The sequence below is a fragment of the Pseudomonas sp. QC2 genome (genome assembly GCF_002859085.1).
In the GTDB taxonomy this organism is placed as follows: Bacteria; Pseudomonadota; Gammaproteobacteria; order Pseudomonadales; family Pseudomonadaceae; genus Aquipseudomonas; species Aquipseudomonas petroselini.
Genome location: NZ_PKKS01000012.1, coordinates 32,830 through 54,845, shown reverse-complemented (window position 1 = coordinate 54,845; position 22,016 = coordinate 32,830). Strand labels below are relative to the sequence as shown.

The window sequence follows — 22,016 nt, the reverse complement described above, 5'->3', positions numbered from 1 at the left end:
GTTCAGCGATCCTGCGCATCCTTGGCGTCCGCCTGGGCGTTTCGCTCGGCCACGCGCTTGCGTTGTTCGTCGGTGAGTTCCACTTTGTTGGCGCTGTCACGCAGCATCATCAGTCCACCGACGATCGACCCGATGGCGACCACTAATATCAACCATGCATACCACGGCATAAGGCTCTCCTTGAGGCAGATTGCCGTGGGAGAGTTTTCCCACGGGAATAACTGCTTTGAGTGACGGGCTTTCTTACTAGTTCAGTGTAGGCCCGTTCTGCCTCTAAGTAGATCAGAGCCCGGTCAACATCGCATCCGCCGGTGCATCGGCGCGGTCTTGCGCGGTCATCTGGAAGTAGGCGAACCCCACGACCATAAAGCCCAGGAAGATCAGCCCGATCAGTGCATTGAACCAGGCCATGGCCACCAGGCACACCACCGCCAGCACCAGCGCGATGCCCGGCACGATGGGGTAACCCGGTGCGCGGAAGGTGCGTTCCAGCAGCGGTTCGGTCTTACGCAGTTTGAACAGGCTGAGCATGCTCATGATGTACATCACGATGGCGCCGAATACCGCCATGGTGATCATCGCGGCGGTCAACGTCATGCCGCCCAGGTTGATCAGGCCGTCGCTGTAGATTGCTGCGATGCCGACCACGCCACCGGCGATGATTGCGCGGTGCGGTGTCTGAAAACGCGACAGTTTGGCTAGGAAAGAAGGCAGGTACCCGGCGCGGGCCAGGGCGAAGAACTGGCGCGAGTAACCCAGGATGATGCCGTGGAAGCTCGCTACCAGGCCAAACAAGCCGATCCACACCAGCATGTGCAACCAGCCGGAGCTGTCGCCGACCACGGTTTTCATGGCTTGTGGCAGCGGGTCGTTGATGTTCGACAGGGTGCGCCAGTCGCCCACGCCGCCGGCGAAGAACATCACGCCCATGGCCAGGATCACCAGGGTCAGGATGCCGCTGATGTAGGCTTTTGGAATGGTGCGCTTCGGATCTTTCGCTTCTTCGGCCGCCATGGCCGCACCTTCGATGGCGAGGAAGAACCAGATGGCGAAAGGAATCGCGGCAAACATCCCGGCAATCGCCGGGGCGCCGAAGGTATCAGAGCCGGCCCAGCCGTTCAGGGCGAAGTTGCTGAAGCTGAAGGCAGGCGCGACCACGCCCATAAACACCAGCAGTTCAGCGACGGCGAGCACGCACACCACCAGTTCGAAGGTGGCGGCCAGTTTCACGCCGAGGATGTTGAGGCCCATGAAGACGATATAGGCGCCGACGGCGGCGTGTTTCGGGTCCAGTGCTGGAAACTGCACATTCAGGTAGGCGCCGATGGCCAAGGCGATGGCGGGGGGGGCAAAGACGAATTCGATCAATGTCGCGAGCCCGGCGATTAAGCCACCTTTCTCGCCAAAGGCACGACGGCTGTAGGCAAAAGGCCCGCCTGCGTGAGGAATGGCGGTGGTCAGTTCGGTGAAGCTGAAGATAAAGCAGGTGTACATTGCGGCGACCATCAATGAGGTCACCAGGAAGCCCAAGGTCCCGGCGACGCCCCAGCCATAGCTCCAGCCGAAATATTCCCCGGAAATCACCAGCCCGACCGCAATACCCCATAAGTGCAGGGTGCCCAAGGTGGGTTTGAGTTGTGTGTTCATTGTGTTGCTCTCCCTGAACCGGTTGGAATGATTCAAGGTGTTGCAGCGGACATGCCAGGCTGGGAATCATTGTCGTAAAGCTGCGCAACTGTCGCGCTGGGGATGGTTTGGCGTTTGAACATGTCCGGTATCGCACCAGATAAGTGCGGGAGTGGCTGTGCGGGCCTCATCGGGGGCAAGCCCCCTCCCACACTTGGCCTGCGTACACCGGTCAAAATGTGGGAGGGGGCTTGCCCCCGATGAGGCCTTCCCAATCACCACAAATCTCTCTGTAACCTGCGTATAAACCCACTCTTTACGCCGTCTTTACGCCCCACCCACACCCTCGCTCTCGTTCCTTTACACCACTCCTGCCGACAATTGCCCTACACGCGGCACTCGCCGCTAAACGGAGAGACTTCCATGAGCGTTCTGGACGGGGTGTCACTGCTATTGGCCGTGGCGCTGTTCATTTATCTGCTGGTTGCGCTGTTACGCGCGGATCGGAACTAGGAGCGGGCTATGCACAGTTATGACTATTGGCTGATCATCGCCTTCTTCGCCGTGGTACTTGTGCCGGCACCGTTCCTGGGGCGGTTCTATTACAAGGTGATGGAGGGGCAGCGCACCTGGCTCACGCCGGTATTGGGCCCGGTGGAACGTGCCTGTTATCGCCTGTCGGGCGTGGATGAGCAGCAAGAACAAAGCTGGCAGAAATACATGCTGGCCTTGCTCGCGTTCAACCTCGCGGGCTTTTTGCTGTTGTTCGCGATCCTGCTGTTCCAGGACTACCTCCCACTGAACCCGCAGAAATTGCCGGGGCAGGAGTGGACCCTGGCCTTCAACACCGCGGTCAGTTTCATGACCAACACCAACTGGCAGTCCTACAGCGGTGAGGCATCCCTGAGTTACCTCAGCCAGATGGCCGGCCTGACGGTGCAGAACTTCGTCAGCGCGGCGACCGGTCTGGCGGTCTTGGTCGCGCTTTGCCGTGGGATCGGTCGCAAATCCACCAAGACGCTGGGCAACTTCTGGGTCGATATGACCCGCGCCACGCTCTACGGCCTGCTGCCGTTGTGCCTGGTGCTGGCGTTGTTCCTAGTGTGGCAGGGCGTGCCGCAGACCTTCGCTCACTACGTTGACGCCGTGACAATGCAAGGCGTGGATCAAGTGATTCCCCTGGGCCCGGCGGCGAGCCAGATTGCGATCAAGCAATTGGGCACCAACGGCGGCGGCTTCTTCGGTGTCAACTCGGCACACCCGTTTGAAGACCCGACGGCCTGGGCCAACCTGTTTGAGTTGGCGGCCATCATTCTGATCCCGGTGGCGCTGGTGTTCACCTTCGGCCACTACGTCAAAGACCTGCGTCAGAGCCGCGCGATCCTCGGCTGCATGCTGGCGCTGTTCCTGATCGGCGGCGCGACCTCGTTGTGGGCCGAATACCAGCCCAATCCGACCCTGAATAATCCGGCCGTGGAGCAAACCGCGCCGCTGGAAGGCAAGGAAGCCCGCTTCGGCACCACCGGTACGGTGCTGTGGTCGGTGACGACGACGGCGGCGTCCAACGGTTCGGTCAACGGCATGCAGGACAGCCTCAACCCCCTCAGCGGCATGGTTGCGCTGGTCAACATGATGGTCGGCGAAGTGATCTTCGGCGGCGTCGGCGCCGGCATGTACGGCATGTTGCTCAACGTGTTGATTGCGGTGTTCCTCGCCGGCCTGATGATCGGCCGCACCCCTGAATACCTGGGCAAAAAGCTACAGGCCAAGGAAGTGCAATTGCTGGTCGTGACCCTCTTGGTGATGCCGGTTGGCGTGCTGGTGCTCGGCGCCATTGCCGCGAGCCTGCCCGGCCCGGCCGGCGCCATCAGTAACCCTGGCCCCCACGGTTTCAGCCAGTTGCTCTACGCCTACACCTCGGCCAGTGCCAACAACGGCTCGGCATTCGGCGGTTTCAGCGCCAACACGCCGTTCCACAACCTGATGCTGGGCCTGGGCATGTTGATCGGCCGCTTCGGCTACATCCTTCCGGTACTGGCCCTGGCCGGCAGCCTGGCGATGAAGAAGACCGCACCGATTGGCCAGAACAGCTTCCCGACCCACGGCCCGCTGTTCGTGACCCTGTTGACCGTGACCATTTTGCTGGTGGGCGGCCTGACTTTCCTGCCAACGCTGGCGTTAGGCCCCATCGCTGAACACTTGAGCATGGGCTTCTAGTAAAGGGATATGAAAATGAATATGCCTGCAAAAAACGCGGCCCCGGTCAAAACCCAGGAGCCCGCCAAAACCGCCATTTCAGCCCTGTGGCGCCCGGCGCTGGTCCAGGCGTTCGTCAAGCTGGACCCGCGTCAACTGCAACGCTCGCCGGTGATGCTGGTGGTCGAGCTGACCGCCATCCTCACCACCGTGCTGTGCTTCGTGCCCGACACCGCCGTGCCGACGTTCGTCGCGGTGCAGATTGCCGTGTGGTTGTGGTTCACCGTGCTCTTCGCCAACTTCGCCGAAGCCTTGGCCGAAGGGCGTGGCAAAGCACGTGCCGACAGCCTCAAGGCGGGTAGCGAAGGCCTGAGCGCACGCCGCAAGGAGGCGGATGGCAGCTTCAAGGTCGTGCCGGCCACCAGCCTGCGCAAAGGCGATGTGGTGCGCGTCGCCGCCGGGGAAATGATCCCCGGTGACGGCGAAGTCATCGAAGGTATTGCGGCGGTCAACGAAGCGGCGATCACCGGGGAGTCCGCACCGGTGATCCGCGAGTCCGGCGGCGACCGTTCGGCCGTCACCGGCAACACCCGCCTGGTCTCGGATTGGCTGCTGATCCGCATCACCGCCAACCCCGGCGAGTCCACACTCGACCGCATGATCGCCTTGGTGGAAGGCGCTAAACGCCAGAAAACCCCCAACGAAGTCGCGCTGGATATCCTGCTGATCGGCCTGACCCTGATCTTCCTGTTGGTGGTGGTGACCCTGCAACCGTTCGCCCACTTCGCCAATGGCAGCTTGCCGCTGGTGTTCCTGGTCGCACTGCTGGTGACGCTGATTCCTACCACCATCGGCGGCTTGTTGTCGGCCATCGGTATCGCCGGCATGGACCGTCTGGTGCGCCTCAATGTCATCGCCAAGTCCGGGCGTGCCGTGGAAGCGGCGGGCGACGTGCATGTGTTGCTGCTGGACAAGACCGGCACCATCACCTTTGGTAACCGTCGCTGCGCGGCGGTGGTCGCGGCGCCTGGCGTCAGTGGCAAGGAAGTGGCCGAAGGCGCGTTGTTTGCCTCGCTGGCGGATGACACGGCGGAAGGTAAGTCCATCGTCGAATACCTGCGCGCCTTGCACCCTCAGGCCGAGCCGACTGCGGACGAGCTGACGGCCGTGCCGTTCAGTGCCGAAACGCGGTTGTCCGGTGTCGATTATCAGGGCCGCGTATTTCGCAAAGGCGCGGTGGATTCGCTGTTGGCGTTCATCGGTCTACAACGTCGCGACCTGCAGCCCGCGCTGTCGCGGGAAATCGACAAGATCGCCCAAAGCGGCGGCACCCCGTTGCTGGTGTGTGCCGATGGCAAGTTGCTCGGCGCGATCCACCTGAAGGACGTGGTCAAGCCCGGCATTCGTGAGCGCTTCGCTGAACTGCGCAAACTGGGCATCCGCACCGTGATGGTCACCGGCGACAACCCGCTGACCGCTGCCGCGATTGCGGCCGAAGCGGGCGTGGATGATGTGCTGGCCGAAGCCACGCCGGAGAAAAAACTCGCGCGCATTCGCCATGAACAGAACGACGGTCGCCTGGTGGCGATGTGCGGTGACGGCGCCAATGACGCCCCGGCGCTGGCCCAGGCGGACGTCGGCATGGCCATGAATGACGGCACTCAGGCCGCTCGCGAAGCCGCCAACATGGTCGACCTCGACAGCGACCCGACCAAGCTGCTGGACGTGGTGCAGATCGGCAAGGAATTGCTGGTGACCCGTGGCGCGCTGACCACCTTCTCCATCGCCAACGACGTGGCCAAGTACTTCGCGATCCTGCCGGCGTTGTTCGCCTCGATCTACCCGCAACTCGGCGTGCTCAACGTGATGCACTTGCAGAGCCCGCAGAGCGCGATTCTCTCCGCCATCGTGTTTAACGCCTTGATCATTGTGGTGCTGATTCCGTTGGCGCTGCGCGGTGTGCGTGTGCAGGCGGCGAGTGCGGCGGCGTTGCTGCGGCGCAACCTGTTGATCTACGGGCTGGGCGGGATTCTGGTGCCGTTCGTGGGCATCAAGGCGATCGACATGCTGCTGACTGCGCTGCACCTGGTGTAACCGAACCCTTCTTGTGTGGCGAGGGAGCTTGCTCCCGTTGGACCGCGCAGCGGTCCCAAGCTCTGCGGCTGCTACGCAGCCGAACGGGAGCTAGCTCCCTCGCCACAGGGGTTTCTCGACTGAATTGAGGATTTGAATATGTCCAACATTGTCCGCCCGGCCCTGAGCCTGCTGGTGCTCATGACCCTGATCACTGGCGTCGCCTACCCATTGGTGGTGACCGGCGTCGCCCAAGTGGCTTTCCCGGACCAGGCCAATGGCAGTCTGGTACGCGACGCCAGCGGCAAAGTGCGCGGTTCCAGCCTGATCGCCCAGGACTTTACCGGCGACGGCTGGTTCCACCCGCGTCCGTCTGCCGGTGCTTTTGCGACGGTTTCCAGCAGCGCCAGTAACCTCGGCCCAAGCAACCCGGCGCTGGCGACGCGTATCTTCGATGACGCAAGCAAACAGTTAGTGCCGAGCCAGGGGCCGGTGCCCTTGGTATCGCTGACTACCTCTGGCAGCGGTCTTGATCCACACTTGCCACCCCAGGCGATTGCCTATCAACTGGCGCGGGTGGCGGCGGCGCGGAATGTGCCGGTGTCGACCCTGCAGCGGTTGCTGGATGAACACATCGAAAGCCCGTTGGTGGGCCCGCCGGTGGTGAATGTGCTGGCGCTGAATATGGCCCTGGAAAAGTTGTAGACAGTGGCTCCGGCATCGCAGGCAAGCCAGCTCCCACAGGGGAATGCATTCCAAGTGTGGGAGTGGGCTTGCCCGCGATGGCGGCCTGAGGTGCAACCAATAAACATCTGAAGGAACCCGAGCATGAGCGACTCCGGCCGCGCCGACGCCCTGTTAGCCGATCTGCCCCGGGACGGCCGTGGCCGGCTCAAAGTTTTCCTCGGCGCTGCGCCGGGGGTGGGCAAGACCTACGCGATGCTCCAGGCCGCGCACACGCAGTTGCGCCAAGGCGTGCGGTTGGTTGCCGGCGTGGTCGAAACCCATGGTCGCGCCGAGACCGAAGCGTTGCTCAGCGGCCTGCCACAGCAACCCTTGCTGCGCAGCGAATACCGCGGCGTGATGCTCGAAGAAATGGACCTCGACGGCCTGCTCGCCGCCAAGCCCAGGCTGGTGTTGGTGGACGAACTGGCCCACAGCAACGCCCCCGGCAGTCGCCACGAAAAACGCTGGCAAGACATCCAGGAATTGCTTGCCGCCGGCATCAACGTGTTTACCACGGTCAACGTCCAGCACTTGGAAAGCCTCAACGACCAAGTGCGCGGTATCACCGGCGTGCAGGTGCGCGAAACCTTGCCGGACTGGGTGCTGCAAGAGGCCGACGAACTGCTGCTGATCGACCTGCCATCCCGCGAATTGCTGGAGCGCTTGCGCGATGGCAAGGTCTACGTGCCGGAACAGGCCCGCGCGGCCATCGATGCGTTTTTCACCCAGACCAACCTGATGGCCCTGCGCGAGTTGGCGATGCAAACCGCCGCCGCCCACGTCGATGACGATCTGGCCCAGGGTTATCGCCAACTGGGCCAGTCCGCGCCGGCAGTGCGCGGGCGCTTGCTGGTGGGGGTGGATGGCGACGCGCAGGCTGAACGCCTGGTGCGCCATGCCAGCCGCGTTGCCCAGCGCCGCCATTTGCCGTGGAGCCTGGTGCATATCGACAACGGCCGGGCGCGGGATGAACAGTCGAGGCTACGGCTGCAGAATGCCCAGCAACTGGCCGAACGCCTGGGCGGTGAGGTGGTGTTGCTGCGGGCGGGGGAGGTGGCCAAGACGCTGATCCAGCATGCCGCCGAACGCCGTGCCAGCTTGTTGCTGGTGGGGCAATCGCGGATGCGTTGGCGGCGTCGGTTATTCGGGGGTGGCCTGGCCGCGCGCTTGCTGCGTCATGCGCGGGGTCTGGAAATCAACATCCTCGACAGCGACGACATGCCCGCGTCGCCCCGTTTGCCGGAGGTGCGCGGGCTGGTGTGGTTCGACTACGCACTGGCGGTCGTGGCGACGGTGGTTGCGGCGGCAGTGGCTTGGGCGGTGTCCAGCGTGTTGCCGTTGCCGAATATCTCGCTGGTGTTCCTGGCCGCGGTATTGCTGGTGGCGGTGCGCAGCAGCCTGGGGCCGTCTTTGGTGTGTGCGGGGTTGTCGTTCATGACCTACGACTTCCTGTTTATCCCACCGAATTTTTCCTTCGCCATCCAGCGCGAAGAAGACGTGCTGACCCTGTTGTTCTTTCTGTTGATGGCGGCGCTGACGGGCAACCTGGCTGCGCGCCAACGCCGCCAGTTGCAGGCGCTGCGCGATACCCAGGAAGAAACCAGCGAACTGCTGGACCTGTCACGCAAACTCACCGCCGCTACCGATCGCCAGGCAGTGATCAGCGCGGCGGCGCATCATTTGGAAGGCTGGAGCGACCTCGACCTGTGCCTGGTCAACCGCGACGGCCAGGGCGGCTGGGCGATCGAGACCGGGGGCCCGCTGACGCTGACCGAAGCCGAGCGCGCCGCCGCCGACTGGGCCTGGCAGCACGATCAACCGGCGGGCATGGGCACCGGCACGTTGCCGTTCGGGCGTTGGTGGTGGTGGCCGCTGTCGGGCGAAGAGGGCCCGCTGGGGTTGCTGGGGGTCAGTCCCAAGCCCGGTCTGGAATTGAGCGGTCAACGCCGTCGCTTGCTGACCGCCTTGAGCCAACCGCTGGCCCAGGCACTGGCGCGGGCGCAACTGGCCCAGGAGCTTGAGTCCGCTCGGCTGCATGGCGAAACCGAACAACTGCGCAGTGCGTTGCTGGCTTCGGTGTCCCATGATTTGCGCACGCCGCTGACCTCCATGCGCGGCAGCATCGACAGCCTGCTGGCACTCGGTGAGGCCATTCCCCTGGAGGATCGCCGCGAATTGCTCGAGGGCACCCGCGATGAGGCCGAGCGCCTGGATCGCTATATCCAGAACTTGCTGGACATGACACGCCTTGGCCACGGTGCATTGAAACTGGCGCGGGATTGGGTCTCGCCGGGCGATATCGTCGGCAGCGCCCTCGGTCGTTTGCGGGCGGTATTGGCGCCGTTGCAGGTGAGTGCCGATGTGCCGCCGGAGCTGCCGTTGTTGTATGTGCATGCCGCGTTGATCGAGCAGGCCCTGGTGAATGTGCTGGAAAACGCCGCACGCTTTTCACCGCCGCAAGGCCGCTTGCAACTGAGTGCCGGGGTGTTGGATAACCAGCTGTTTTTCGCCGTGGCTGATGAGGGCCCCGGCATTCCCGAAGACGAGCGCGCAAAGATCTTTGACATGTTCTACACCGCCGCTCGCGGTGATCGAGGCGGGCAGGGCACAGGCCTGGGCCTGGCGATCTGCCAAGGCATGGTCGGTGCTCACGGTGGGCATATCAGCGTGGCCGACGGTATCGACGGGCGCGGCACCTGCATCACCTTGTTCCTGCCCTTGCCGACACAGCCTGGCCTGGAGCGCGAGGCATGAGCTACCCTGCTTTCTCCACGGATTTTGATTGGACACCATGAGCCAGACCGCGACGATTTTGGTCATTGATGACGAACCGCAGATCCGCAAATTCCTGCGCATCAGCCTGGCCTCCCAGGGCTACAAAGTGATCGAGGCCGGCACCGGCACCGAAGGCCTGGCCCAGGCGGCGCTGAGCAAGCCGGACTTGCTGGTGCTCGACCTTGGCCTGCCGGACATGGACGGCCAGCAGGTGCTGCGCGAATTCCGCGAATGGTCGACGGTGCCGGTGCTGGTGCTGTCGGTACGGGCCAGCGAAGGGCAGAAGGTCGAGGCCCTCGACAGCGGTGCCAATGACTATGTGACCAAACCCTTCGGCATCCAGGAGTTTCTCGCCCGTGTGCGCGCGTTGCTGCGTCAGGCCCCGGCCGGTGAAGCGCAGGAAGCGGCCTTGAGTTTTGGCCCGTTGACGGTGGACCTGGCCTATCGCCGGGTGCTGCTGGACGGGGCGGAAGTGGCGTTGACCCGCAAGGAATATGCGGTGCTGGCGCAACTGGCACGGCATCCGGGGCGGGTGATTACCCAGCAACAGTTACTCAAGGATATCTGGGGGCCGACCCATACCGAAGACAGCCATTACTTGCGCATTGTGGTGGGGCATCTGCGGCAGAAACTGGCGGATGACCCGACCCAGCCAAGGTTTATCGTGACTGAGGCGGGGGTGGGGTATCGGTTGTTAGGCGGGTAGATCGTTGGTGCTTGCTCTGGCGTCATCGCAGGCAAGCCAGCTCCCACAGGGAAATGCATTCCAAATGTGGGAGCTGGCTTGCCTGCGATGGGGCCATCAGCATCACCAACGATCTCAGCGCTGCTCACTCTCATAGCGATCCAACGTGTCACTGGCAATCTCCCGGCCCAGCGCGATCAACTCCGGCGCCTTGTAGAACTCGAAAAACCGACACACGCGCTTTGGCACGTTAATCAACACATCCGGCGGATAACCGGCAATCTTGTACTGCGCCAGTGACGTCTGCATCACCTCGAAACTCTGGTTGATCAGGTCGAGCAGCGACGCCGGGCCGACGTTATCGATGATGAACGAACCGGTCGCCGACTTGGGGGCGCCGGGCTTTTCCGGCGCGGCGGCGGGTTGCTGGGACTCGGGCTCGGCAGACTCCAGCCACGGGTTGATCTCCGCCGCCTGGGCCTCCAATGCTTCCTGCTCCAGCTTCATCAGTTGTTCGGCCTGCTTGCGGCGAAACGGCAAGTGCGAACCGAGTGATTTCGCCAAGTTGTTGAAGCGACTCTTGAACGCTGGCGGGCGCTGGATCACCGGCAACTGGTAGTGCTTCTGGTTGGTGGCGTTAAGGTTGACCGCGATGATCAAGTCACAGTGGCTCGACACCACCGGCACGATGGGCAGAGGGTTGAGCAAGCCGCCGTCGACCAGCATGCGATTGCCTTGCATCACCGGAGTAAACAGGCTGGGAATCGCCGCCGAGGCGCGCATGGCCTGGTGCAGGCAGCCTTCCTGGAACCAGATCTCCTGCTGGTTGGTGAGGTCGGTGGCGACGGCGGTGTAGGGGATGCGCAGCTCTTCGATATTGATCTCGCCGACGATCTTGCGGATCTGCCCGAAGACTTTCTCGCCACGAATGGCCCCCAAGCGAAAACTCACGTCGACCAGGCGCAGCACGTCGAGGTAGTCGAGGCTTTCAATCCAGTTCCGATATTCATCCAGTTTGCCGGCGGCGTAGATCCCGCCGACGACTGCCCCCATGGAACACCCGGCGATACAAGCAATGTCATAGCCACGCCGTTCGATTTCCTCGATCACGCCGATATGCGCGTAGCCCCGGGCCCCGCCGGAGCCCAGCACCAAGGCAACACGTTTATTCATGGTCCATGTCCTCCCCAAGGCAGGTGCCCACAATGCACCCATTGAGGGGGCGGCTTCAATCTTCGCGGGGCCTGCAATATTTTTCCAGGATAGCCGCAGTGCTCGGGTATGCTCTGGTATTGCTCGGCTATTGCTCGGCTATGTAGGTACTATCGATTTCAGGCTAAGGACAGGCACTTTTCCATGTAGGCAACGTCTACAGCGTACGACTGTTTTTTCTTTATTTTGAGGTGTCATCGATGAAAGCCTGGATGTGTGTGCCTGTGATCGTGTTGGCCCTTGCCGGTTGCGCCGGGAAAACCGCGTATCGCGACAGCTGCGGCTCGCAACTGGACGCCGCCTGGAAAGAGCTGGACTTGGCCAAGGCGGAAGGTTTTGCCGGGACCGTGAGCTATTCCAAAGCCTTGTCTTTGTTGACAGGGGCCAAGACCCAGCAACAGTTCGAGGCGTTTGAAGGCTGCTCCAACAAGGCCGAGAAAGCGCGGTTCTATATCCGAGAGTCTCGCGCAGGGCGTTAACCTGCTGTGAGTAGGACATTTCATCAGCTAGCGAGGGCAGAATGTCAGCTTTGGTCGATCAGTTAGTCGCTCAGGTCATTGGCCTGGAAGTAGGGTTACTGAGCTGCCAGGCTCGCCTCGCCGCCGTCACCGACGATGAAGCCCTGCACGACCTGCGCACCACCGTGCGCCGTTTGCGCAGTTTGTTGCGCCCCTTGCGTGGGTTGCCTGGGGTTGAGCAGCTTGAATCGGCCGCCCGTACTGTCGGCCAATTGACGACGCCGCTACGCGACCGCGAGGTGCTGGCGGCTTATTTACTCCAGCAGGGTCATCACGAGGCCGCCGACCGGCGACTGCGCCTGCAACCCGCTGCTTATCGCCAAGTGGCGCAGAGCCCGGAGCTCGCGCATTTGCTGCTGATCCTCGACGCTTTCCCACGTTTTATCCGGGCCTCTGAACACCAGAAATTGCTCAAAGGTTTGCGTGCGCGCATCGAAAAACGCTTGGCCAAGCAATGGCAGAAGCTCGATGAAGCGTTGAAGGACCCCGACCATGATCGCCATCGCCTGCGGTTGTTGATCAAGCGTGTGCGTTACGCCGCTGAGGCTTACCCCGAATTGGACAAGTTGCCTGCCAACGCCCTGTCGCGGCTGAAAAAGGCCCAAGGCGCCTTGGGGGATTGGCATGATTGCTGGCAATGGTTGGCGCAAGCCGAGCATCAGGCGGATCTGCAACCTTGTGTTGCGGTGTGGCATCGCACCATGGCCAAGGCTGAAGGGCAGGCGGATCGGGTGCTGGACAAACTCAGCGCCGATTGTTTCTGAGCCGGTCCGGCTTTTGGCCGGAATAGGCGCTGTACCTGGCCGGTTCGATGGTTAAGATCGCTCATCTGTTCCTCTTGATGTGAGACCGCTATGCGCTTTAGTGATTTGCTCGATGCCGCCCGTAGCAACCCGCTGGATGTCACCATCCCCGCCGAATGGGCCCAGGGTCGCGCGACCTTTGGTGGGTTGGTCGCCGCATTGCAATACGAAGCCCTGCGTGCCCAAGTGCCGGCCGATCGCCCGCTGCGGTCGCTGGCAATCACCTTCGTCGGCCCTGTAGCGCCCGACGTTTGCGCCAGTTATCAAGTCGAAGTGTTACGCGAAGGCAAAGCGGTCAGCCAGTTGCTCGGCCGCGTGGTGCAGAACGGAGAAGTGGCAACGTTGGTACAAGCCAGTTTTGGCGCGTCCCGTGAGTCGGAAATTGCGGTTGAGAGTCAAGCACCACCCGTGTTCAAACACTGGGATGAGTGCCAGGAGCTGCCCTATATCAAGGGCGTCACCCCCGAATTCATGCGCCACCTGGCAATGCGCTGGAGCGTCGGCGGCTTGCCGTTCACCGGCAACAAATCCCGCGATATGGGCGGTTGGGTGCGGTTGCGTGGAGATGTGAAAGAAGAGCCACTGACCGAGGCACATATACTCGCCCTGGTCGATGCCTGGCCCCCGGCACTGTTGCCGCACCTCAAAAAACCGGCACCGGGCAGCACCCTGACGTGGACCATCGAATTCATCCAGCCCCTGCAAGACCTCACGACTCTCGACTGGTGCCAGTACTACGTCAACATCGAGCACGCCCGCGACGGCTATGGCCATGCCGCCGCCGCGCTATGGAGCCCGACCGGCGAACTCATCGCCATCAGCCGCCAGACCGTGGTGGTCTTCGCCTGACCTCAATGCCTGTGGCGCTGCCGCCAGGCACGCCACCAGCCACCGCTCAACACAAAACGCGGAAAGGTCACGAACTGCTCGACCACCAGGCGTTGTACCGCATCATTACGGTCACTGAACGGCTCACTGGCCTGGGCTTCCAGGCTATGGCCATGCCGCTGCAGCGCCAAGCCGGCCAGGATACCGACAACCCCGATGGCAAAACTGGCCAGGCTCAGACTGAACACACCGGACACGATCAACAGAAACCCGATGATAAACAGCGGCACGGCAATCAGGTGCAACGCCAGGTTGGTCGGGTGCTGATGGTTCTGCGGGTAGTTACGCCATTGCCAGGCGGGGAGATTGGGATGACGTTTGCCCATGATGGTGAATCCTCTGTCCGTTGAAACAACATGGAGAGAGTTTAGGCGGGGTTGGGTGGGGGGGCGAATTGGGGTTGGCTATGGGGTCTATAGGTTTGACATAAAATAATAGGCACTGGCTATCTGCCCTGCTCAGGCTTTTTTGAAACTGTAAACGCGTAGATTAAAAGGTGAAAATTATTTTTTTATGCGCTATTTGTGGATGAACTCGTAAACATCTTCCTGCTGAATTTCTTCTAGATTAATTTTTTTGAAGATTTTTTCTAAGAGTGGAAAATGTTTTGAATGGAAGATGAGTTGGGTGACACCATGTGTTTCTGAGTCGTGGAATCTAAGATAGATGGAGCTTTCACCGGAAAGTATCAATTTTAAATTTTCAGTTTTTGAAATGTCAGTGAGATTGCTTAGTTTGCTCCATAGATCATCAAGGTTGGTATGTTTTTTCAGCATAAGTACCATGGATGTATGATGGCCTGTCATGCTCTTAGGGTCTGTATTATAAACGTCGCTGTCTAAATTAATTATTTGGGAGTAGATGTTGGTTGATTCGTTTTTTCTATAAATATCCTCTGGTTTTGAATGCGCATAGAACTTTTTTTGTGATATATATTCTTGGCTTTTACTGTGGTGAGGTAATAGCTTTGTGTGCCATTTCACAATTTTTGGCCATTTTTTTTGAATTGATAAGCTGACCTCGCACCAGGTTTTCCACGCTCCCGCATACTCTTGGTTGAGAAATGTCATCGTTATGAATTTTTCATCAGTACTAGTATCCAATTGCTCCCAAGGGTGAATGCCGGTTTCGTGTATGAGTACTGTGTCCATCAGTTGCCTCTTGAAATAAATGTGAGAGTCTTTACCGATAGGTAGTGGAGTCTTTATTTGCTAAGTGTCATTCAGCTGTTTGAGGTGGTAATCGTCCGAGCTGTTGATGTAGACACTAGGTCCGCCAAGTGAAATAAATTTTGCATTGAATTTTATTGAGGCGCCGTCAATTATAGCTCGAATGTGAAGTAATGGTTGTCTTTGAAGATTTTACCGTAAATATCTAATGTGCAGGGATGTTCAAGATTTTTAGGTTTTTAATTTCATTGCAGGTTATGCCAATCCTACACATGTTATATCCTTTGTTTTTCCATTTTTCTGGGAGGAAGTTTGGGAGTCCAGGTATGTCGAAACCCATTCCAATACAAGGTTGATCATTTTCTATCCTTAAAGAGAAAAGAGCGATCTTTTTAGTTTCAATAGGGCGGCTGAAAGTCTTGCTAAGAAATATACTGTTATCTAGTTCGTTCCAGTATTTCATTGTTTTTGGTTTTTTTTGTATGAGTGTGTTTGTTGTTGATGCCAGTATTCTAAAAATTCTCATCGTTGCCTTTGATGTAAACGTTCGGGTCGCAAATTGAGATGGATTCTGCTTTGAATTCGACTAAAGAGTCTTTGTTGGTGGCTTGAAATAGAAGGTGGTCGTATTCTTTTCTTATTTTTAAAGAAAGATCTTTATGGGTCGGTATGTTTATTATTTTTAGATCTCTAATTTCGTAGCAATCAATGCCAAATCTACAAACGTTGTAGCCTTTGTTTTTCCATTTCTCCGGTAGTCTATCTGGGAATTCAGATATGTCGAAACCAATTCCTAGGCTCGGGCGGTCGTTGTCTATCTGTAGAGAGGTTAGTGTGATTTCACCTACCTCGACAGGCTGGCTGAAAATCATCTCAAGAAATATGTTCTTATCGAGTTCGTTCCAGTATTTCATTTTTTTCTCCTGAAGAAATAATGTGCTTCAGCATCGCTGAGTTTGCCGTTTCGGGGTTGTTCAATAGGTCGTAAATTGAAGTGTGTTGTTTGATCGCCAACTCCATCTGCTCTGCCGAATTTGTGTCCTGCTGAGTGATCCTGAATAAGTACTTGTGAGCCATCTTCTCTTGTAAATTGATATACCTTGGTCTCTATTGGTTGGCCGGCGTCATTGAGTATTTTTTTATTACTTTTATCGGTCATTGGTTCTGTTTTGTACTGTGTCGCTCGTCCTGTTGTAGGGTGGATAGAAATATCTGGGCTTTGATTCATCGGTATATGGGCATCCCTTTTAGCTTGCCTGAAAGCCCCCTTACGAGAAACTTCTGGAACGTCCGGTTCAGTAGGAGTTGAGCAAGCAGGATTTTTCTTAATCGGCCCAGGGCAATTTGCGCTGAGCCCCAAAGGATCTATCCATCCCGTAGGGTTGGGCACGTACTGGTACGCATTGATCCCACCCGCCAGCTTCACCGGATCAGGCGTCAGGTACCGACCAATATCCGGATTGTAGTAGCGATGGCGGTTGTAGTGCAGCCCGCTTTCTTGATCGAAGTATTGGCCCTGGAAGCGCAGCGGGTTGTCGACTTTTCCGATGTCGAGCCGGCTGATTTCGCCGTACGCGCGGTAGTGCGCGGACCAGACGATTTCTCCTTCGGTGTCGGTGAGTTCTTGTGGGGTGCCGATGTGGTCAAGTTGGTAGTGGTAGGCCTTGGTTTCTTTTGGGCCGAAGCCTTCCAGCAGCGCCAGTGGACGAAAGCTATCCGGTTCGTAGAGGTAGCTGCGGTGACGGTCCGCGTGGTGCTCGGCGATGAGTGTGTCGCCTTGCCAGAAGAACTCGGTCGTAAGGCCATCAACGGTTTTGCTGATACGCCGCCCAAACGGGTCGTAGCGGTAGCTGGCAGTTTGGCCGTTAGGTTGGGTGATGCCGATCAGGCGGTGCTGGCAGTCGTAGCGGTACTCGGTGACGAGTGCGTGGCCTTTACCGCGTCGTTCGCGGATGAGGTTGCCGAAGGCGTCGTAGTCGTAGTGGCGGTCGCCTTGGATCATCAGGCGATTGCCCGCCACGATGTCGGGGCCCGGCCGGTCTTGCATGAGCAGGTTGCCGGCGGGGTCGTGGCCGAAGCGTTCTTGCTCGCCTTGGGAGTGGTCGGCGCGGATGAGGCGGCTTAGTGGGTCGTAGTGATAGCGGTGCTCGCCTTTGCGGGTGTCGAGCAGGCGGGTGAGGTTGCCGGATTCGTCGTAGTCGTAATGACGGCGGTACACCGGGCCTTCGTCATCGCCGATGCTCTGGTTGAACAGGCGGCCTTGGTGGTCGTGTTGGTAAGTGCTGAGCAGTTTTCCTTGGGTACGCTGGTGTTCACGGCCGGCGTTGAATTGGTGTGAGGTCAGTACCGTGCCGTTCAGTTCAACCGTGGAAAGGTGACCGCCTTTGTCGTGGTTGAAGGTGAGGCGGTTGTTGTCGGGCAGGCGCAGGTTTGTAAGTTGGCCGCAGGCGTCGTAGCCATAGCGCAGGGTGCCCCAGCCTTGGTGTTCGGTGGTAAGGCGGTTTTGGACGTCGTATTCGTAGGCTAAAAACCAATTACCGTCGTCAACGCTGAGGAGGTTGCCCTGACGGTCGTAGGCATAGTCGACAGAGTTTCCATCAGGCAGGGTTTTTCTTACGAGCCGACCGGCATAGTCGCGCTCGTAGCGGGTAACCAACTGACTGCCGTCATCACCGTGTTCGGTCTTTTCCTGAAGATTGCCGTTGAGGTCGTAAACGTAAGCGGTGCGCTGACCGTCAAAGCCGATCTCCTGTTGGATCAGGCCGTTGGCGTGGTAATCAAGCTTGTAGGTTTCGCCAACCTCGTTTTCGATCTCGGTCAGCAACAAACGCACGTTGTCGTAGCGGTAGTTGACCTGGCTGCCATCGGCGTTTAGGCGACGGCTGATCAGGTGCAGGCCGTCGGCGTATTCGTAGCGGGTGACGTTCCCCAGTTCATCGCGTTCGGAAGTGATTTTTCCGTAGGGGTTGTAGGTATATTTACGCGTGTCGCCGCTCGGCAAGACGATTTGGACTAACCGCCCAACGTCGTTCCACTCAAATTGTGTGAGCGCACCGTGCTCATCTTCTTGGGAGATTTTTCGCCCAAGGTCGTCATAGCGATAACGCTTGATCCCGCCATTCGGCAACTGCTCTTCAAGCAACTGCCCACGTTCATTCCAAACCAGCTTCTGACAGCTGTGATCCGGATACCAAACCCCAACCAACTGCCCATATTTGTTGTAGCTGTAGTCAGTAGCGTGACCATCAGGATCGGTCCTACGCGTCACATCGCCCTGATCATTCCGCTCATACTTCCAAACCGCTTCACCACGCCGTACAACCCGTACGAACCCATTGTCATGCTCGTAGGTCGTCGGCTCATCCTCTCCCGGAAACAACGCCACCAAGCGTCCGGCTTCGTCGTACTGATACGCCGTCACCGCCCCCAGCGGGTCCTGCTCAACCGTCAGCCGCCCTTTTTCATCGTAGGATTTAAAGTGCTCAGCACCGTCCGGATCCACCCGCTGCACCAGACGCGCCCGCTGGTCATGCACGTAGACTTCCTGGCTGCCGTCGGCGTTAAACACCGTGACCTGCCCGTTGTCATCCCAGGTATACCGCGTGTCCATCTGCGAAAAGCTGGCCCAATGCCGCACACACCGCGCCGCCTTGCCAGCCCGTTCCCACTCCCAGTAGAAACTCGCCCCACCGGCCAAACCACGCTCAAGAATGACGTGCTGTTCGTCGTACCGATAAACCTCGCGTTCACCGACAGCATTGGTCGCAGAAGCCAGTCGCCCAGCACCGTCATACGCGTAGGAAACAAGCTTCTGCTCCGTCACCCAGACGTATGGACCATCGTCCTTAAAGCGCTGGATCTGATAATCCACCGCCACGATCCGCCCCGACGCATAACGCAAAAACAATGAACGCCCGACACCGTTATCCAGCCGCTCAATCTGCCCCAGATAATTGCGGGAAATGCGCAACCGGTTGTCATACGCATCGCTGATCGCCGTCAGCGCACCGTCGCGAAAGTGGTAGAACCGTGACGCCTGCGCCAGCACCAGTTCATCAGGCAACGACCCCAAGTAGATCGCCGCTTCCGCCAAACTATTGGTAATCGCAGGCCGAGAAACCGTAGGCAAGGGCAGGGTGGTCGAGCGATTTTCATGATCGGTCCACACCACCGAATCACCGGAAACACTCAACCGATGCGCCAGCGAGTGACTCCAGCCAAACCCCAACCCACAATCCACTTCCACCGCACTGGTGCGGTACAACCGCGTCCACTCAAACGGTAAAACCCCGTCCAGCGCCCCATCGGTCAGCGTCAGCAGTTCCTCGCCGGTGACCATGGACACCGGGCAACCGTTAGTGGCCGTTTTATCCGAGAAAGCCGCCGCATCCCCGTTGGGGTTACGAGCAGAAGCAGGCACGTCATCCACAGGCTCCTGCCGCACCAACACCGTCCGTTGCTTGGCCTTGCCCCGAACCACCGGCACCGGGTTGGCAACCACCTGATCCCCAGCCTTCAACGGCACATCCGGAATCACCCTGATCGGCGTCCCCGCGCTGCCGAGCAATAACGGCTTGGCCGCTTCGGCATGCGCTTCCAACCGAGGCCCGACCAGTTGATCAGCCAGCCTCTCCAGCCATTTGCGTGCTCTACTCGATTTGATAGGCCCCAACACCTGCATGCCCAGGCGAACCTGAACCCCCATGCCCCGCGTCGCCCAGATCAAGAAAAGATTGATCAGCACCTCGCCGGTCATCTCGCCCAACAGCTCGTACATCTCAGGCGGCGGCAGCAGGCGTATCCAGGCGACCATGGCCGACAGATAGATAAACAAAAGTGGTTCATCGCTGAGCACGAGCAGGCCATGGGCAATGGCGTCTTTGCCCAGTTTCAGCAGTTCGTCGAGTTCGGCCTGTGAGACGTACTGCAGCAACTTCTGGCTATTGGCTTTGATATCCGCCAGCAGCTCGAACAACTGGGTGAGGTTGTCCCACAGGTTGTAGAGCGCCTTGGCAATCCCAGTTGAGAACGCCAGGCCTTGCATCGCGCTGCGCTCGAACGGCGTGGCGTTGGCAAAGTCTTTCCATTGCGGCTTGAAGGTCTTCGTCCACTCATCACGCAGGCCCATTTCCAGCCCCGCGATCACCGACTGATAAGACGCGTACAGCGCCTTGACATGATCCTTGGAGACATTGGGGTAAAAGGTGATTTGGTAGCGTTGATCGCGGGTGCAGTCGCTGACTTCGAGAATGCCACTGGGGCCTATGGTGCGATGGATCGGCGGGCCCATTGGGCTGCCGTCAGGAGCAATGGCCTGCAGCATCACCGGGGTATTGCCGATCGGCACGAACCGCGTGCTCTCGAACATATGCACCAGGGTCAACGAGCCCTGGGCCTTGCAGAGGGCAACCGTGGAGTTTGGTTTTTTGGACGATACGGGAGCAATGAGGGAAACTTCTTCCCCTACCTTGAACACCTGCTCCACTTCCAGGGCCGAACCGCTCCAGAAGCTCTCGGCCCATTCGTCAAAGGTATTCAGGCAATTGCGGAAGTCACGAAAAACGCTGTCGACGTCCGGCTTCTTGTCATCCATGGGGGACAGGACGAACTTGGCGATAACCGGAATCATGCGACGGCCCCATTCAGTGGGGCACGGATAGAGAAGTGCATCGGCGGTCCCTCGCGCTGATTGATCAGGCGAGAGACTTTGGAGAGGTTGAAAGGGAAAAGATGTCGGCGTTATTCGCGGGTAACGCTAGGAAGTTTCGCCAAAACCTCGGGTAAACCGTGGTTTTGGTGTAGGCAGAAGATTACAGGTTGAACAGTCCTACAGCTTCAGTTGCCCAATTGCCTTGCTCAACTCCCCGGCCAAGGTTGCCAGTTCATTGCTGGTGGTCGCCGAATCCACGGTTTGCTGCACGGTGTTCTCGGTCACATCTCGTATGCTCACCACGGCGCGGTTCATTTCTTCGGCGACGTGGCTCTGCTGTTCGGCGGCGACGGCGATCTGGGTATTGCTTTCGCGCATCTGCGCCACCGCGCCGGTGATTTCGGCGAGTGCGGCGCCGGCTTCCTGGGCTTGCTGTACACAATCGTCGGCCTTGAACGAGCTTTCCTGCATGAAGTCCACTGCGTCACGGGTGCCGTCTTGCAGTGCCGAGACCATGCGGGTGATTTCGTCGGTGGAGCTTTGCACGCGTTTGGCCAGGTTACGCACTTCGTCGGCAACCACGGCAAAGCCACGGCCCATTTCCCCGGCGCGGGCGGCTTCGATGGCGGCGTTGAGGGCGAGTAGGTTGGTCTGTTCGGCGATGCTGTGGATCACGCTGACCACGCCGTTGATTTTCTGGCTGTCCTCGGCGAGTTTCTGGATCATTTCGGCCGTCTGTTGCACCCCCGTGGACAGGCCTGCAATCGAGCGTTGCACACGGGTGACCACTTCCTGGCCGCTGCCGGCGAGGGTGTCGGCGGTTTGCGACAGATCCCGGGTAGCGCCGGCATGTTGGGCAATGTGATGGACGGTGGCGGTCATCTCGTTAATGGCAGTGGCGGCCTGGTCGGTTTCGCTTTGCTGGCCGAGCATGCCGTGCTGCACCTCGTTCATGCTGCTGGCCAGCCGCGCAGCACCCTCGTCCAGTTGCCGGGCGGTACGCGCGACGGTGTTGACCACGCGCTGGTAACCGGCCTGCATGGCGTTGAAGGCGCTGGCCATCTGGCCAACTTCATCCTTGCACGCCAAGGGCACGCGGGCGGACAGGTCGCCGGTTTTTTCCACGTGCAGCATCACGTCTTTTAGCGTGTTGAGCTGGCTGAGCAGAAAGCGGATCAGCAATTGCGAGGCACCGAGCATCGCCAGCATCAGGATCAACACCGCCACTGCGTAGTTGGCGAAGCGTTCGGTGAACACCTGGCTCAAGCTGGGGGCGTAGGCGAGCACGGCGACGTGTTGCCCGTCGGGGCGGGCGATCACTTCGGCACCCATCAGTGGGTTTTCGCCAAAGAGGGGCATGTGATTGAGTTCGACCCAGCCGTTGGCGTTGCTCAGGGCTGACAGGTCTTGATCGGCCAGTTGTGGGACTTGGCCACCTGCGAACGTCAGCCAAAGCTCTCCCTTGGGCAGCGTTTTGTCCGCCGGCCAGGCGCTGAGTAACCGCGCTTGCGCCTGCACCGAGGCGTGTGACGCCGTGCTGCGGGCCTGTTGTTCAAGCTGCACGGCGTAGAGCACCAGCAGCAGTGTGGTAATGAAGGCGACCGCATTGACGGCCCAGAATTTGTACTTCAGCGAGATATTGCTAAGCCAGGCACCCATGGAAGGTTTTCTCTGATAGCGGAAACAGCATTGGCA

The 22,016-nt window shown here is 59.3% G+C and carries 18 protein-coding genes; 9 read left to right on the top strand and 9 right to left on the bottom strand.

Annotation, left to right across the window (positions count from 1 at the left end; genetic code table 11):
• Window positions 1-2: 2 nt before the first annotated feature.
• A complete protein-coding gene (locus QCBJ_RS11960) occupies window positions 3-170 on the bottom strand; it encodes a DUF2897 family protein (protein WP_012722955.1) in 168 nt (55 codons plus the stop codon).
• Window positions 171-282: 112 nt separating this feature from the next.
• Window positions 283-1,647, bottom strand: coding sequence for an ethanolamine permease (gene eat / locus QCBJ_RS11955; protein ID WP_010211919.1), 1,365 nt, complete (start codon window positions 1,645-1,647; stop codon window positions 283-285).
• Window positions 1,648-2,049: 402 nt separating this feature from the next.
• On the opposite strand from eat, the gene kdpF reads away from it, so the two are divergent.
• The 6 genes from kdpF (at window position 2,050) to QCBJ_RS11925 (ending at window position 10,102) form a co-directional block, all read left to right on the top strand.
• Entirely contained in the window at window positions 2,050-2,139 is a 90-nt protein-coding gene (kdpF, locus tag QCBJ_RS11950; RefSeq protein ID WP_003218754.1) for a K(+)-transporting ATPase subunit F, read from the top strand.
• Window positions 2,140-2,148: 9 nt separating this feature from the next.
• Window positions 2,149-3,843, top strand: coding sequence for a potassium-transporting ATPase subunit KdpA (gene kdpA, locus QCBJ_RS11945; RefSeq protein ID WP_046035051.1), 1,695 nt, complete (start codon window positions 2,149-2,151; stop codon window positions 3,841-3,843).
• 15 nt (window positions 3,844-3,858) lie between these two features.
• Complete coding sequence (gene kdpB / locus QCBJ_RS11940) at window positions 3,859-5,916, top strand: potassium-transporting ATPase subunit KdpB (protein ID WP_177410659.1); 2,058 nt, start codon at window positions 3,859-3,861, stop codon at window positions 5,914-5,916.
• 138 nt (window positions 5,917-6,054) lie between these two features.
• Complete coding sequence (kdpC, locus tag QCBJ_RS11935) at window positions 6,055-6,600, top strand: potassium-transporting ATPase subunit KdpC (protein ID WP_043204996.1); 546 nt, start codon at window positions 6,055-6,057, stop codon at window positions 6,598-6,600.
• A 123-nt stretch (window positions 6,601-6,723) separates the two neighbouring features.
• Window positions 6,724-9,375 carry a sensor histidine kinase KdpD gene (locus QCBJ_RS11930; RefSeq protein ID WP_102060874.1) on the top strand — a complete coding sequence of 884 codons (2,652 nt, stop codon included), beginning with the start codon at window positions 6,724-6,726 and terminating at the stop codon, window positions 9,373-9,375.
• A 37-nt stretch (window positions 9,376-9,412) separates the two neighbouring features.
• Window positions 9,413-10,102 carry a response regulator gene (locus QCBJ_RS11925; protein ID WP_043204998.1) on the top strand — a complete coding sequence of 230 codons (690 nt, stop codon included), beginning with the start codon at window positions 9,413-9,415 and terminating at the stop codon, window positions 10,100-10,102.
• 114 nt (window positions 10,103-10,216) lie between these two features.
• On the opposite strand, the gene QCBJ_RS11920 is transcribed toward QCBJ_RS11925, so the two are convergent.
• Window positions 10,217-11,254: a patatin-like phospholipase family protein gene (locus QCBJ_RS11920; protein ID WP_012722961.1), complete on the bottom strand. Its 1,038-nt coding sequence runs from the start codon at window positions 11,252-11,254 to the stop codon at window positions 10,217-10,219.
• 239 nt (window positions 11,255-11,493) lie between these two features.
• Between QCBJ_RS11920 and QCBJ_RS11915 the strand changes: the two genes are divergently transcribed.
• From QCBJ_RS11915 to QCBJ_RS11905, 3 genes are all read left to right on the top strand, one after another.
• Window positions 11,494-11,772 (top strand): hypothetical protein, encoded by a 279-nt coding sequence (locus QCBJ_RS11915; RefSeq protein WP_012722962.1) that lies wholly within the window; start codon window positions 11,494-11,496, stop codon window positions 11,770-11,772.
• A 41-nt stretch (window positions 11,773-11,813) separates the two neighbouring features.
• Window positions 11,814-12,575 carry a CHAD domain-containing protein gene (locus QCBJ_RS11910; RefSeq protein ID WP_012722963.1) on the top strand — a complete coding sequence of 254 codons (762 nt, stop codon included), beginning with the start codon at window positions 11,814-11,816 and terminating at the stop codon, window positions 12,573-12,575.
• Window positions 12,576-12,665: 90 nt separating this feature from the next.
• Window positions 12,666-13,463, top strand: coding sequence for an acyl-CoA thioesterase II (locus QCBJ_RS11905; RefSeq protein ID WP_012722964.1), 798 nt, complete (start codon window positions 12,666-12,668; stop codon window positions 13,461-13,463).
• Between the two features lie 2 nt (window positions 13,464-13,465).
• Here the strand turns inward: QCBJ_RS11905 and QCBJ_RS11900 are convergent, their stop codons facing one another.
• The 6 genes from QCBJ_RS11900 to QCBJ_RS11875 form a co-directional block, all read right to left on the bottom strand.
• The gene (locus QCBJ_RS11900; RefSeq protein ID WP_012722965.1) at window positions 13,466-13,828 is read right to left on the bottom strand and encodes an Mpo1-like protein; all 363 of its coding nucleotides are present in this window, start codon (window positions 13,826-13,828) and stop codon (window positions 13,466-13,468) included.
• 192 nt (window positions 13,829-14,020) lie between these two features.
• Window positions 14,021-14,653: a hypothetical protein gene (locus tag QCBJ_RS11895; RefSeq protein WP_046035047.1), complete on the bottom strand. Its 633-nt coding sequence runs from the start codon at window positions 14,651-14,653 to the stop codon at window positions 14,021-14,023.
• Between the two features lie 223 nt (window positions 14,654-14,876).
• Window positions 14,877-15,134: an Imm50 family immunity protein gene (locus QCBJ_RS30370; RefSeq protein ID WP_256581498.1), complete on the bottom strand. Its 258-nt coding sequence runs from the start codon at window positions 15,132-15,134 to the stop codon at window positions 14,877-14,879.
• A 49-nt stretch (window positions 15,135-15,183) separates the two neighbouring features.
• Window positions 15,184-15,585 carry an Imm50 family immunity protein gene (locus QCBJ_RS11885; RefSeq protein ID WP_102060873.1) on the bottom strand — a complete coding sequence of 134 codons (402 nt, stop codon included), beginning with the start codon at window positions 15,583-15,585 and terminating at the stop codon, window positions 15,184-15,186.
• On the bottom strand, window positions 15,582-20,300 hold the full coding sequence (locus tag QCBJ_RS11880) for an RHS repeat-associated core domain-containing protein (RefSeq protein WP_102060872.1): 4,719 nt from the start codon (window positions 20,298-20,300) through the stop codon (window positions 15,582-15,584). Before QCBJ_RS11880 ends, QCBJ_RS11885 begins: the two co-directional genes overlap by 4 nt.
• Window positions 20,301-20,498: 198 nt before the next feature.
• Window positions 20,499-21,980 carry a methyl-accepting chemotaxis protein gene (locus QCBJ_RS11875; RefSeq protein ID WP_093546040.1) on the bottom strand — a complete coding sequence of 494 codons (1,482 nt, stop codon included), beginning with the start codon at window positions 21,978-21,980 and terminating at the stop codon, window positions 20,499-20,501.
• Between the last annotated feature and the right edge of the window lie 36 nt (window positions 21,981-22,016).